Raw genomic sequence first — 14054 nt, 5'->3', positions numbered from 1 at the left:
ATCAAGATTACGGTTTTTGCCTGGTAATCGCCCCCCATCGAGTATTCCCATACCAGCCAATGGTTAGGCTCTTGGTAACGGCTTCGACGTTACCTTCGCCAGACAATGAGACTCACTGCTTGTTCTTCTGCATTGAGAAAATCAGTTGAAAGGCAGGAGATGTGCTGCCCGGACGGTTACCGCCAGATCATCGGATCGAATTGGTGCCGCCAGCTCGTTGCTCTATAGATGACATGGTAGCAATCGGCAGAGTACGACCAAAAACCAGGTGCCGCGATAGACGGGGCTCGATTGGAGCAATCAAGAAAAGCTCGCCTCACAATAGCAAATTAATATCATCTGCTGTAATTAGAGGGACCAACAATCGGTTTTGGTAAAACTCGCGAACAAGGAGGAAGGCTGGTGACCATTATCCAAGAGATCCATGCGTGGTCTAAGGGGCTCGCAGACTGGCAACAAGATGCAGTAGCCAGGCTCTATGAGGATCGGACGCTTAGCGCAGTCGATCTTGAGGACCTATATGCGCTGGTCAAAGTAGAAGCCGGAATTCCGGACCCAGAAAGTCGCAAACCCAAAAAGCTTCAAGATGCCCAGGTTGCCCCACCTGTCGATCCAGCTCGAATCGTTCAGTTGGTTGCCATCAAGGATTTGGCTCATGTCAACGCGTTGGCGCATGGCGGCAGTGTCCCAATTGCATTGACAGGCTTGACCGTCATCTATGGTGAGAACGGCGCCGGTAAGTCGGGCTACTCCAGGGTATTCAAGCATGCGTGCCGCGCAAGGGACCGACGCGAACCGATCCTTCCCAATGCGAACCTCGACCCCAAAAATGCCGGCGTAGCTCAAGCTGTATTCGAGACGATGATAGACGGTGTTGCCACAGACTTACCCTGGCGCTATGGAGCCGCTGCTCCCGAGCCGCTATCAGACATATCCATCTTCGATACCTACTGCGCTCGCGCCTACATCGACAACCATGGCGACTTCGCCTACGCCCCATATGGGCTGGACATCCTGGAAGGTCTGGCCAGTGCATGCAACAAACTCAAGGCTCGTGCCACGCAGGACAAGACGGCAAACGCTCCGAGTGACGCGGCATATGTGGCGCTGACGAAGGAACAAACGGCAGTTGCGGTGGCGCTTCTCGGTATACCGGCCAAGACCAAAGCAGATCAAATTGAAGCACTGGCTAAGGTCACCGAGGCTGAGCAGAACCGGCTAACTCTTCTGACCAAGACCTTGTCGGAAGCCGACCCAAAGCAGAAGGCCCAAGCGCTGCGCCAAAAAGCCACGCGATTCGCTGGATTGAAGGGTCGTATCGCTACGGCGATAGTCTTTGTCGACGACGATAAGATCACCCAACTTCAAGCACTCATTGAAAAATCCAAAACGGCAAAGTCCGCAGCTGAACTGGCCTCAACCGAATTCAAGCAGACCCCTGGGCAGTTGATCGGCACCGGCGGAGAGGAGTGGAAGGCTCTCTTCGAAGCGGCCCGAGTATTCGCCCAAACTTGCCACCCTGGCCATGAGTTCCCAGATCTTTCTGAGGGCGCTGCCTGCCCGCTTTGCCAAAATGCCCTCGGCCCGGAGGGGGCTGCGCGTCTTGTCCGATTCGATGTCTTCATCAAACAGAAAGCCGAGCAGACTGCGAAGCAAGCGCGAGAGCTCGCGGCATCCGCCTATAGGGCAATCCAGCAAGCCGTTCTAGATGTGATGTTCCGCGATGCGCTGATTGAGGAACTGACAGAGATTGATCCAATCCTAGCAGCAGAATGCACATCAATGCAGGACAGCCTGCTCCTCCGGCAGAAGTCCACGTTACGGGCAGCTGCAGCGGACCTCCCGTGGGCCGAAGTTCCGAAACTATCGGCCAACCCACAGCATGCTTTGACTATCATCATTGAAGAATTGCAAGAGCAGGCGAAGGCGCTGGAAGCCACCGCTGATGAGGTGGTACGTGCCGCCATGGTTGCCGAGAAACGTGAGTTCGACGCTCGTGTGCGGCTCGCAGAGGTCAAAGACGCTGTTTTGGAGGCTTTAGCCAAGCATGAAATTTGTCGCAAGCTGCAAATCTGCATCGACAGCCTGGATGCCCGTGGCATATCCAGGAAGTCCACCGAGCTTTCTCGTACAACGGCTAGCCAGGAATTAGCCGATGCCCTTAACGAAGAACTCAAGCGGCTCAAGGTGCATCAGCTACAAGTAGTAATGAAGCCGGAATCGCCTGGGGGCCGGACGCAATTCAAGCTTGTCTTGCAACTGCCCGGTGGTGGTGCACCTGGGGCAATTCTAAGCGAAGGGGAACAGCGCGCGATTGCTATCGCTTCCTTCCTAGCTGAGATCAAACTTGGCAAGGGACGCGGCGGCATCGTGTTCGATGATCCGGTCTCTTCGCTTGACCACCGGCGCCGGTGGGAGGTGGCTGAGCGTCTGGCAATAGAGTCTCTGACTCGTCAAGTGATTATCTTCACACATGACATCTACTTCCTTTGCATTTTGGAGCAAAAAATCGAGGAGCTGGCTGGCACACTGACCAAAAACTACATCCGCAGGACAGAGCAAGGCTTTGGTGTCCACTCCCAAGACTTGCCCTTCGACGTTTTGGGCACCAAAGGCCGCCTGGCTCGACTTAGGGATATGCTGGTGGAGGTTCGCAAGGCGCAGAAAGTGGGAAATGATGACGATCATCGCCACCTTACCGCAGCTTGCTATGGAAAGCTGCGTCTTGCATGGGAGCGATGTATCGAGGAAGTTCTTCTTAATGGTGCTGTTCAGCGGTTCGGCGAGGGCGTTTCAACTCAACGCCTCAAGTCTGTCGTCGTGACCGATGACGACTATCACGAAATTGATGCCGGAATGACTAAAAGCTCCAAATTCGAGCACGATGCGGCAATGGCGGTTGGAAGGTTGCCCGTTCCAGAGCCCGATGAACTGGAACAGGACATTGCGAAGCTGGATGCGTGGCGTAAGACCGTCGATGATCGCCTGAAGACAATCGCAAAAGCTCGAGGGTGATCGCAAGGTTGCTCGGAGCCAGCGCTTCCTGATCAAGCTGGCAGGTTTAGGGCAGTCTAATGGCACAACTACAAGGGAGGGCGGCACTTGGCCGCTCACCCCTTCACAGCATTACGGTTGAGCAGAATCAAGGGTGTACTTCGGTCATAACGCTTGGGTCACCGAAGCTGTCCTTTACGCAGGCAATTACCTCGCAACGGTTTCATACCCAAATGGTGATTTTTGACCACATAGCGCATCGCATAGTGGACATGGCTCCGGATGTTCAAATCGTCTAGTCGTACAACGCCGAGAATGCACCGTTCACCGTACTGGTCCTTGTCGTGATTACAACTGTTGAAGCATCCCTGCCCCCTTAGTAATACTGTCGGATGTAGCTATAGGCTTTCTCGAACAGCTCTTCATCCGCGTGCAGCTTGTACTTGAAGAGAGCTTTGCGCAGGGCTTTCTTGACCTCACGCTCACCTGCTTGCGTACCCTGCCAGCCAGGGAAGCGCACTAAACGCACGATCTCATCAATGTCCGCGACTACCCGCTCGACCATGATCGGCGTATCAGCCGTCTTAACCTCGTTAAACAACTCGGTCAGTGCTGCCTTACCGCGATCCTCGTCCTCTTCGGGCGGTATTTCCTTCTCGGCCTGACGCGTTTCCTTGGCGATCTCCAGCAAAGCTTTCAAAAACTCCACGCTGTTGATCTGCCCGGACTCGAAGCGATCTTTCAAGGCATCAAGTCGCTCCGATAATTGCTTGAACTTGGGGTTGCCACTGTGCCCACGAAGCCGGCGCTTAAGCTTTATCTCGATTTCCTTCGCCTTCTTCGGGTCAGGGTTCGAGAGAACTGCCTCTAGCAAATCGGCGTCCAGCACCAGGGTGTCGAGGTCATCGCGCACCGCATCCACATGCACGTTCTGGTGAATCAGCTCGATAGTCTTGGCGCCTAGTGAGTGCCAGATCAGCTTGCCGTGACCGCTGGAAGGCTGCACCGACTGATACACCTGTGACAGCCACTTGTAGTCTTTCTCGAAGGAACCTAGCACCAAGTCGGGCGACAACGCCTCCCAGATCTTGTTAAGTACGCTGTATTCGGCGGCAAAGTTGTCCCGCACCTCGTTGTTCGGCAAACACTCCTGCGCAGCCATCAGGCCTTCATAGCCTTGCTGGTCACGATCGATGCCGGGGAAAAAGGCCAGGCACTTCTGTATCGCTTCGGGCAGCTTGTCCTTCAGCTCTTGGATGTTGCTAACAACCTGTTTGACGCTCTGGTCATCAAACTCCAGCGCAGCAGCAACATCGTCGAAGATGCCCAGATAATCCACGATCAGACCATGGGTCTTCTGCTCGGAGTATGTCCGGTTCACCCGGCAGATCGCCTGCAATAAGGTGTGGTCACGCAAAGGCTTATCCAGGTACATCGCCTGCAAGATCGGCGCATCGAAGCCGGTCAGTAGCTTGGCTGTGACGATGATCAGCTTCAGCGGGTCGGCCGGGTCGCGGAAGCGGTCGAGCAGCCGTTCTTCTTCATCGCGCGAGCGGTCGTAAGTAGCGTACTCCGGGTGCGCCTTCTTATCAGCGGCCTGCACCGACATAACGATATCGGTGGCCTCCGGTGGCAGCAGCTTATCCAACTCCGCCTTGAACAGAAGGCACGACTCACGGTCGAAGGTGACGATCTGGCCCTTGAAGCCATTGGGCTCTACCTTGCCCTGAAAGTGCTGAACAATGTCCTCACACACCTTGCGGATACGCTCGGGGGTCTTAACCAACACGGCCATCTTTGCGGCGGTCTTGGCGAGGTTGTCCTTATCAAGGTCCGACAAGCCACCGGTCAAATCTTTATAGGCAGCGTCGAGGGCTGCCTTGTCGATATGCAGGTCGATCAGTCTCGGCTCGAAGTGTAGTTTCAGCGTGGCGCCGTCGCGGATCGATTCTTCGAAACCATACCGGCTCATGTAGCCCTTTTCGTCCTCGTCGGCACCAAAGGCGTAAAAGGTGTTGCGGTCGGCACGGTTGATGGGTGTGCCAGTCAGACCGAACAGAAATGCATTGGGCAGGGCCTCGCGCATCTTACGGCCCAGATCGCCTTCTTGCGTGCGGTGTGCTTCGTCCACCAGTGCAATGATGTTGCTGCGATCGTTCAGGCTGCCTGTGGCCTCGCCGAACTTGAAGATCGTCGTGATGATGATTTTGCGCACATCCTGCGCTAGCAGTTGCTGCAGCTTCTCGCGCGTATCGGCCTTTTCCAGATTGGGAATGTCCGCCCCGGTGAAGGTGCCGGTGATCTGGCTATCCAGGTCGATTCGGTCCACCACGATCAACACAGTGGGGTTCTTCAACCCGGCGTGCATCCGCAGTTTTTGCGCGGCAAACACCATCAACAGCGACTTGCCCGAGCCCTGGAAGTGCCAGATCAGGCCTTTCTTGGGGTAGCCTGCCAGCACGCGCTCGACAATCTTGTTAGCTGCCTCGTACTGCTGATAGCGGCAGATAACCTTGATGCGGCGCTGCTTCTTGTCTGTGGCGAACAGGGTGAAGCTTCCGAGGATGTCCAACACCACATGCGGCCGCAACATGCTCTCGGCCGACAGCTTGAGTGACCTCAGCGGATGGTGCTGCGCATCGCCTCCATCCAGATGCCACGGCCCCCAGTCCTTAACCGGCAGGCCAACGGATCCGAAGTGGTAGGCTTTGCCCTCGGTGGCCACCGAGAACACATTGCAGACGAACAGCTCTGGCACGAATTTCTCGTAGTCATCGTGTACCTGCACTGCACCATCGACCCAGCTGATGCATTTCTTGACCGGCGTCTTGGCCTCGATCAGCACCAGCGGCAGACCGTTGACCAAAAGCACTAGATCGGCGCGGCGCTCAGTGGGGCCGGCACGGTAGGTGTACTGCTGGGTGACGATGTACTGGTTCTGCGACAAGTCGTCCATATCGATCAGCCGTACCGGCAAATGCTCGTTGTTCTGGCCGAAGGGCATCGAGCGCTCGCCACGCATCCAAGCGGTCATTTCCTCGTTGGCGCGTATCAGGCCATCCGAACGCACAGACAACACGATGGCGCGCAGCTTGTAGAGCACTTCGTCAGCGCGGTCGGGCTGTGCAGCAATATCAGGGTTCAGACGGATCAGCGCATCCCGCAGCCAGGGCTCGACCAGCACGTCCTGAATCTGGCGCGGCACTTCAGTCGGCACCGCGTAGCGCCAGCCGATGCCTTTTGGATTGGGGCCGTAGCTGACTTGCGATTCTTGGACGATATTGGTCGGGACAGCCTTGATGGGGCCCGCGAGCAGGTCGCGGACGTAGGCTTCGACGGTGTTGGATTCGTTAAATGCCATTTGCGCCCCTATTCTCAATTGACTCGAGCGCGTGCAGTTTCAGGTTCTGCGCCGCCTCCTTGCGAGTAGCTATGTCTTTCCGAGCCGACCGAATCGCTCTCATCTCTGCCAACAGAGCATCCTGTTCTTCTACTTCTGGCACCTTGAGCTGGTGCTGGCGAATATCAGCACCGTTGATCTTCCAGATTCCGTTTGTGGATTTGGCGCGAGAGATCAGTCGATTGTGCGTGCTCTGGCTGTTCCACTGCCAAACCGCAAACTCTGGCCTGATGATGTTCTCGTCAAACTTCAGTCGAATAAGCAGGTCTGGATAGAAACAACCCTTTGGCACAACATCGACAAGACCGCACTTGCCTGTGAGTAGCTTGTTGCCGTTTCCACGCACAACAAGAACGTCGTTGGCCTTCAGTTCAAACGTAGCAGCTTCAGTTTCGGATATCTCGGCGTACTTAGTATTGCCCTCTGTCACAATGCGACCATCCCTTACGGCGCCGATACTGAGAGTTGGATATCCTCGCTCGTCAGCGTTAGCTTTCGGGGACACCCCGTTTTTTGGCCCCTTTGGCACGAGTTTGTCGACCGTAATGAAACGGTCAGCCTGCACCGAAGCCAGCGCGTCTTCAAGGCGTGAGTTTTCTAGTGCTATTGTCGCGAGGTCCGCTTCCACAAACGAAACCAAGCATTCTTCAATAGCGCCGAGAAGCTTGACGAGACGATGTTGCTCATCCATCGGCGGCAGCGAGAACTCGAAATCCGCCAAACTCGTCCAGTTGGTACGGGGGCTCAACGAGCCGGCCGATGTGCCTACCGCGTGATCGAAAAAAGCCTCGGTCTGGCAAATGAAAGGCAGCAAACCCGGCAGCAAGACCTGCACGTCCTTTGTTTCAAGCACATAGATGTCACCGGAGCAAACTCCGGCAAAATCCGCCACGGCCACCTTGCGCTGGTAAGCGCGGCGCTTGCCAAACAGCACCTGCCCGGGCTGGAACACGCTGGTGAAGGTCACGCCGTCAGCGACATTGCCCCAACTGCGAATGCGCAAATCGCCCGGCTCCAGATGCTCCATGCCAACATAGCGATCAAAGCCATCTGTCAGCGGATCTTGGCTGCGGGCTTTCGAGAGGCGCACCACGTCGCCAAACTTCACCCGCCGCCAGCCGGGCTTTAGCGCTTTACTGTTCTTATCAGACACGATCGATGTCCTCCGCAATCATCCCATCCAGCGTGTCTACAAGCGCATCCATCTGCTGCCAGAAGGCGCGGCCTTCGTTCTGCAACCGCTCCCAGGAGGAGCGCAGCGATAACGCGTCGCCATTACTATCGGTTGCGATGGCGGCGGCAATGCGTTTCACGTAAAGCGGGATTGACAGGTTGCCAGCGCTGGCGCCGATCTCGGCCAAGGTGGCGACCTTGGCGAAGCCGGGCTCATCCGCAAACGTCTTGTAGGCAGTCAGGATGCGCTGCTGGTGCTCGGATTTCAGAAAGCTCTGTGCACTTTCCCGCGTGACCTCGTTCACCGCGTCGATGAAGATCACCTTGCCTTTGCGTACGGCCGACTTCTTGCGGTTACAGATAACGATGCACGACTCCATCGGGGAGTTGTAGAACAGGTTGGGGCCCAAGCCGATCACGGCCTCCACCCAGTCCTGCTCGATCATCTTGGCGCGCATGGCCTGCTCTTCGTTGCGAAACAGCACGCCGTGGGGCCAGAGCACTGCACTACGCCCCTTGGTCGTGAGGCTAGTCAGGATGTGCTGCTGGAAGGCGTAATCGGCGCGACCCTGCGGCGGGGTGCCCAGCGAGTTACGGCCCCACTTGTCACTGCTCCAAGCCTCGCGGCTCCACTGCTTGATGGAGTACGGCGGGTTGGCTAGGATCACGTCGAACTGGCGAAGTCGGTCGCCCGCGATGTGCTTGGGGTCAGCCAGGGTGTCACCACGGATGATCTCGAAGTCTTCCACGCCGTGCAGGAATAAATTCATACGGGCGATGGACGACGTGATGAGGTTGCGCTCCTGCCCGTAGAGCCTGAGCGTGCGGTATTCGCCACCAGAGCGCTTCACTTCGTCCAATGCCGAGATCAGCATGCCGCCTGTGCCGCAGGTGGGGTCGTAGATCGACTCGCCCGCCTGCGGCTCCAGGAGTTGCGTCATCAGGTGTACCACGGTGCGGTTGGTGTAGAACTCGGCGGCCGTATGGCCCGAGTCATCGGCGAACTTTTTGATCAGGTATTCGTAGGCGTTACCGAGCTCGTCCTCCGGCACGTTGGCCACTGACAATGTCTGAGTGGAGAAGTGTTCTATAAGGTTTTTCAGCGTTTCGTCAGGCAAACGCTCACGGTTGGTCCAGGGAGCGTCACCGAAAATGCCGTCCAGCAGATCTGGATTGGCCGTCTCGATTGCTCGCATGGCCCTTTGAATCGCAGCACCCACGCTCATTGCGGTTTGCCTTACATCCTTCCAATGGGCTCCCTCAGGAATCTGAAATCTGTGGTTTTCAGCAAACTTGGCGTAAGAGAGGTCCCCGGCGGAGTTGGCTAGCGCCGCCTGGTATTCCTCCTCCCATACATCGGCCACACGTTTGTAGAACAGTAGGGGGAAGATGAACTGCTTGTAGTCGCCTGCGTCGATGAGGCCGCGCAGCAGCACGGCTGCGCCCCACAGGTAGCTTTCGAGCTCTCGTTGGGTGATGCGTTTGCTTAGATAACTCATTTAAGCCAGTCCCCTTCTGCCATGAGCTTCGCGAGCTGTTCTTCGGCCTCGCGACAGCGGGTGAGTGCGTCCTTAAATGCCGCGATGGCGTCAGGCAGTGGCGGGATGTCTTCTCGCAGCGGAGGTAGGACATACCGCGAAATGTTCAGCGTCCAGTCTTCCGCCTTAATTTCATCGAGGGTGACGACCTTTGCTGCATCCTGCACATCGGTAAAGCTTTGATACCAGGCCAGGATTTCATCGGCATGAACCGTGTCAAGGAAGTTTTGCGCACGACCTCGCTTGAACAGGCGTGATGCGTCGACGATTAACACTTTATTTCTGTGTTCTACCGGCTTGCGTTTGCGCAGGACCAGGATACTTGCGGCAAGGCCTGTACCGTAGAACAGATTAGGGGCGAGACCGATAACCGCTTCAACCAAATCCATTTCTAACAACTTCTGGCGGATGCTGCCTTCGGCACCTTTGCGGAATAGGGCCCCCTGGGGTAGCACCACAGCCATTCGTCCCGTTGCATCAGCCATGGATTTAACCATGTGTTGTACCCAGGCGAAGTCGCCAGAACTGGATGGTGGCAGACCAGCGAAATTGCGGCCGAAAGGATCATTGATCCACTGTTCCTCCCCCCATTTTTCAAGCGAGAAGGGAGGGTTAGCGATCACGCAGTCGAAACTCGCCAGATGGTCGCCTTCAAAGAACGCAGGGTTGCGCAACGTGTCGCCACGCACTACCTGAAAGTCTTCAATACCGTGCAGGAACAAGTTCATGCGAGCGATAGCAGACGTGGTAAGGTTTTTTTCCTGGCCGAAGAGCTTGCCCCAAAGGCGTTTTACATCGCCGTGTTTTTCCTTCACGTGCTGGACGGCAGCGAGCAACATACCTCCCGTCCCACAGGCTGGGTCATAGATGGTGTCGGCCTCTTTCGGATCAAGCATGTCGATCATCAACCGCACTACGCTGCGCGGGGTATAGAACTCACCGGCTTTCTTGTTGGTGGCGTCGGCAAATTTCTTGATCAGGTATTCGTAGGCATCGCCCAGAAGATCTGAACTTACATTTTTGTTACCTAGTGGAAGCTTGGAGAAGTGCTCGATCAAATCTTTGAGTAATGGGTCTGACAGACGATCCTTGTTTGACCACTGCGCATCGCCGAATACCCCGTAGAGGCTTTCTGGGTTTGCTTTTTCGATCTGGCGCATAGCCCATTGAAGTGCTGCGCCTACGTTGATCGACTTCTCGCGAACATCCTCCCAGTGGCAGTAATCAGGAATCTGGAATCGATGCGACTCAGGAAAAAGTGCCAGCTCAGGATCGCCGCCCTCTTCAACGACTTCGCGATTCTCGTCATCCCATACGTCGCAAATGCGTTTGAAGAACAACAACGGGAAGATGTAGGTCTTGAAATCAGCTGCATCTACCGGACCGCGCAGGATGTTGGCGGACTCCCAGAGGTGGCTTTCGAGCTGACTAAGGGTAATTAGTTGGTCACTCAAAAAAGTAGCCCTTTTCATAAAATTCACCGCAAAGCGGCCTGTATACGTACATATTCTTCACTGTTTAGCCGAAAAGGTTGGACTGCTTAGCGATGTAACCCAGTGGCTTCTTCTGCTTCTCGATCAATCCTTCGTCGACGAGACGCTGTAGCCAGGCCTTGGCCTGCGCGTTTGAGATGTCCAGCGCGGCGGCCACCTCGACGTCTTTCATCGGTGCATTCAAGAGCTGCTGAATAACAGGGCGCACAGCGGCGAAGAGCATTTCAGCAGGGGTCGATTCCGGCTGCGGAGATCCCTTAGCCTCTTCCATCGGTGCCACGCACTCTGGTGTGACTGGCGGCAGCTCTTCCGAGGTCGCAACTGCTAATTGCACATCGGAAATAACGTCTAAAGATGCCGTTGGCTTGGAGTCAGTTGGCGATGGCCCATCGTTCGAAAACAGCGCAAAACCAACCTGTGTGGCGGCCGCCTGTGTCGGCATCACTACGTTGAACACCGCTTCGAACGAATCCACGTCTTGCGGGTTCGGCCAGAGACGCGCGCCTTTCTTTCGCAAACCTTCCAGCCCCACAGAAGAGTCGCTCGTCGGTCGAACGAAGACAGGGACGAACTTGAGCTTGTCGAGCTGCTCGACTGCGCCCGCCCAAGTACCACCTTTGTTAAAGTCGGAACTCACTACGAGGGACGTATCGGCCAATGCGTAAATCAGCTTGTTCCGCTGCATGGCATGACCGACGTTGAACCCGGCATTCGGGTCGTAGGGCGAAACCAGCACTAGCTGGCCATCAAGCAACAGATTGCGGTGCTCGCGGTTCATGGTTGTCTTTTCGAGGCTGTCAGCCAGAACACCACAAACCTTTCCACCTGCCTCCAAGGCCCCGCGCATCGCGGCTTGATCGATACCTTTGGCACCGCCTGAGACAAGCGCTCTCCCTGCTTGAGCAGCGAGCCGACCAACTGCCATCGTGTAGTTGATCAGAGATTCGTCCACATGACGCGACCCGACGACAGCAAGCCCACCAGATTCAAGCAAACTCATGTCACCACAGCCGTAGAGTACAGCTGGCGAGTCTTCGCGAAGACGTGCCTTCAAGCGACGCGGATACTCGGCGTCGGCACGGCTAACCACCCAAATGGCACGTGCCTGCCAGTGCTCAACCACTTGGCTCAGCAGGAATCCGCGTCCCAACAACCGCTGCAAACGGCTTTCGTCAATCACCGGCTGGCAGGCACGCAGGATCTCAGCCGCGCCTGACGAGATGAGATCGGATGGTTGCCGTTGGATTTCGCGCAAATGACGGGCGAGGCGTTTGTATTCCCCGGGCGAGAGTAGATCGGATGACGCGGTTCCGCGTCCGGCAATGAGCGGCGCAGTCAGTAGCAGGATCGCCTGCGTGTTGGGTGATAGGACCGGCGTCATTCGTCGTGCCCCGTCTGTGAAAGGGCCATCGGCCAAACCGCGCCACTACCGTTCTTGAGCAGTAACCACGCAGACACCGTCAGCGTCCAGCGCGAATCGACCATGTCATCAACCAAGAGGACCGGGCCAGGAGGGATGATCTGGCCGTTAAGTGCGAGCGAGCCATCAATGTTGCGCGCCTGTTGTGTACTGTTTGCCATCGTTTTCTGTTCGGGCCTTGCGTCTGTTTTCGTGATGACCATGTGAAACGGCAGACCCAGTGCAGCAGCCAAGCGTTGCGTGAAATCGGGTACCAAACCAGGATGCCGAAGCGAAGGAACGCAGGTCACCCAGGTCGGGGTCGGTTGCGGACTCCAGTCGCGGATCATCTTCACGCAAGCAGTAACAAGGTCGTCGGAAAAACGGCCATCGTGGTACTTACCTTGCCGAACCAGCCCGCCCCAACCAGCATCCCCCCAAACGCATAGCGTTTTGCCGGATTCGGCCTGATGGGCGGGAGTAATGAATCCCTTAACGCCGTACTGGGGCATCCCGCCGTCCGGCCATTTCTTGCGCGGTTCAATGGGCAAGCTGGTTCGACGAAGAAACGAAACGGCAGCTTTGACCAGCTCGGTATCCACAGTTGTAGGCAATGGCGGTAAGGCAGGTTCCGTTACAACAGTTGGATCACCGTCGAGTGCGCCGATCAGGAACCCCATGTGATCGCCAAACGGCAGACCAACGTATTCCTGCATCTGCTGGTGTTCGTCACGCCGCAATGCAGTGAGCCGTTCCGCTCGCCCCCAAAAGCTTTCGCTCAACGTTGCCGCCGTAAGCTGCCACTTACTGCCTTGCTTGGCTATGGGCGCTGGTGCTTCGAGCGAAAGCAGTGCAATCGTCTTCTCAACACGCCCCTTGCTGAGATTGAGTCGGCCTAGCATCTCAGGAACGGACAAACCGTTGGGTTCTTCTTCTAGCGCCTCCAGAACATCGGCCACTTCTTGTCGGGTCGGGAAGGCACTCCGGATAAACCAGTCAGTGATGTCAGACTCTTCCTCACCGCTGAGCAGCACCCCGTAGGCGGAGTCCAGTGCACGTCCCGCACGACCGACCTGCTGGTAGTAGGCGACCACCGAACCCGGCATCTGGTAGTGGATGACAAATGCCAGGTCGGGCTTGTCATACCCCATCCCCAAAGCCGTCGTGGCAACCAGCGCTTTGACCTGGTTGTTGAGTAGCGCCTGCTCAAGCTGCTCTCGGCGATCACCGGTCTCACCAGTGTAGGCCTCTACGTTGAAGCCCTGGGTCTTCAGCCATTCAGCCACTTGATTGGCGTCACGCACCGTCAACGTGTAGATGATGCCGTGACCTTGCAACGTGGCGAGTTGCTCCGCCAGCCATGCAAGGCGTTCGGCTTGGCTGGGTAAGCGGATGGTCTGTAAAGAAAGCGAGGTGCGATTAAGATCACCCCGGGACACATCGATCTTGGGCCCGAGCACCGCAGCGAGATCTTCCATGACCCTATTGTTCGCCGTAGCCGTCGTAGCAAGGAGTCGAAGATTGGGCGGCAGCGTCTTAACGATACGCTCCAGCAGCCGGTAGTGAGGACGGAAGTCGTGCCCCCAATCAGAAATGCAGTGCGCTTCGTCGATGACCAACATTGAAATCTGTGCGGCGATACCCGCCAATACCTGGGTGCGGAAGCGCTCGTTTGCCAGGCGCTCGGGCGAGATCAACAGAATGTCGATTTCCCCCCTGGACAGTTTGCCCTCGACTGCCGTCCAGTCATCCATGTTGTCGGAGTTGATCGTGGCGGCGCGAACGCCCATTCGCTCCGCCGCAGTGATTTGGTTTCGCATCAGCGCCAGCAGCGGCGAGATCAACAACGCAGGCCCAGCACCGGCCTCGCGCAGCAGCGCGGTCGCGATAAAGTAGACAAAACTCTTACCCCATCCTGTCTTCTGCACGACCAACAAGCGGCCTTTGCCTTCGGCAATGTGGCGAATGGCATCTTCCTGGCCATCGCGGAAAGTAGCATCAGCACGCCCGGAGCCGATCCGAAGAAGTTCCAGCGCGCGTTTTGGATCGTAGGCCAC

The 14054-nt window shown here is 56.5% G+C and carries 7 protein-coding genes; 1 reads left to right on the top strand and 6 read right to left on the bottom strand.

Going from position 1 to position 14054, the window contains the following annotated elements; translation table 11 throughout:
- Nucleotides 1-402: 402 nt before the first annotated feature.
- Nucleotides 403-3015, top strand: coding sequence for an AAA family ATPase (locus tag KI242_RS04220; protein WP_212805937.1), 2613 nt, complete (start codon nucleotides 403-405; stop codon nucleotides 3013-3015).
- 355 nt (nucleotides 3016-3370) lie between these two features.
- Here the strand turns inward: KI242_RS04220 and KI242_RS04215 are convergent, their stop codons facing one another.
- From KI242_RS04215 to KI242_RS04190, 6 genes are read right to left on the bottom strand one after another with little or no spacing between them, the layout of a single operon-like run.
- Nucleotides 3371-6355 carry an HsdR family type I site-specific deoxyribonuclease gene (locus KI242_RS04215; protein ID WP_212805936.1) on the bottom strand — a complete coding sequence of 995 codons (2985 nt, stop codon included), beginning with the start codon at nucleotides 6353-6355 and terminating at the stop codon, nucleotides 3371-3373.
- A complete protein-coding gene (locus tag KI242_RS04210) occupies nucleotides 6345-7547 on the bottom strand; it encodes a restriction endonuclease subunit S (protein WP_212805935.1) in 1203 nt (400 codons plus the stop codon). The genes KI242_RS04215 and KI242_RS04210 overlap by 11 nt, the downstream gene beginning before the upstream one ends.
- Nucleotides 7540-9066, bottom strand: coding sequence for a class I SAM-dependent DNA methyltransferase (locus tag KI242_RS04205; RefSeq protein ID WP_212805934.1), 1527 nt, complete (start codon nucleotides 9064-9066; stop codon nucleotides 7540-7542). Before KI242_RS04205 ends, KI242_RS04210 begins: the two co-directional genes overlap by 8 nt.
- A complete protein-coding gene (locus tag KI242_RS04200) occupies nucleotides 9063-10577 on the bottom strand; it encodes a class I SAM-dependent DNA methyltransferase (RefSeq protein ID WP_078469748.1) in 1515 nt (504 codons plus the stop codon). The genes KI242_RS04205 and KI242_RS04200 overlap by 4 nt, the downstream gene beginning before the upstream one ends.
- A gap of 46 nt (nucleotides 10578-10623) precedes the next feature.
- Nucleotides 10624-11979 carry a DNA-processing protein DprA gene (locus KI242_RS04195; RefSeq protein ID WP_212805933.1) on the bottom strand — a complete coding sequence of 452 codons (1356 nt, stop codon included), beginning with the start codon at nucleotides 11977-11979 and terminating at the stop codon, nucleotides 10624-10626.
- Complete coding sequence (locus KI242_RS04190; RefSeq protein ID WP_212805932.1) at nucleotides 11976-14054, bottom strand: RecQ family ATP-dependent DNA helicase; 2079 nt, start codon at nucleotides 14052-14054, stop codon at nucleotides 11976-11978. The genes KI242_RS04195 and KI242_RS04190 overlap by 4 nt, the downstream gene beginning before the upstream one ends.

This window comes from Pseudomonas sp. Eqa60, assembly GCF_018326405.1.
Taxonomy (GTDB): Bacteria; Pseudomonadota; Gammaproteobacteria; order Pseudomonadales; family Pseudomonadaceae; genus Aquipseudomonas; species Aquipseudomonas protegens.
This window is presented reverse-complemented; position numbering and strand designations above follow the sequence as displayed.

Bases quoted from the DNA above. Each gene is read 5' to 3' on its own strand.
- KI242_RS04195 (WP_212805933.1), bottom strand. From the start codon at position 11,979: ATGACGCCGGTCCTATCACCCAACACGCAGGCGATCCTGCTACTGACT.
- KI242_RS04200 (WP_078469748.1), bottom strand. From the start codon at position 10,577: ATGAAAAGGGCTACTTTTTTGAGTGACCAACTAATTACCCTTAGTCAG.
- KI242_RS04205 (WP_212805934.1), bottom strand. From the start codon at position 9,066: ATGAGTTATCTAAGCAAACGCATCACCCAACGAGAGCTCGAAAGCTAC.
- KI242_RS04215 (WP_212805936.1), bottom strand. From the start codon at position 6,355: ATGGCATTTAACGAATCCAACACCGTCGAAGCCTACGTCCGCGACCTG.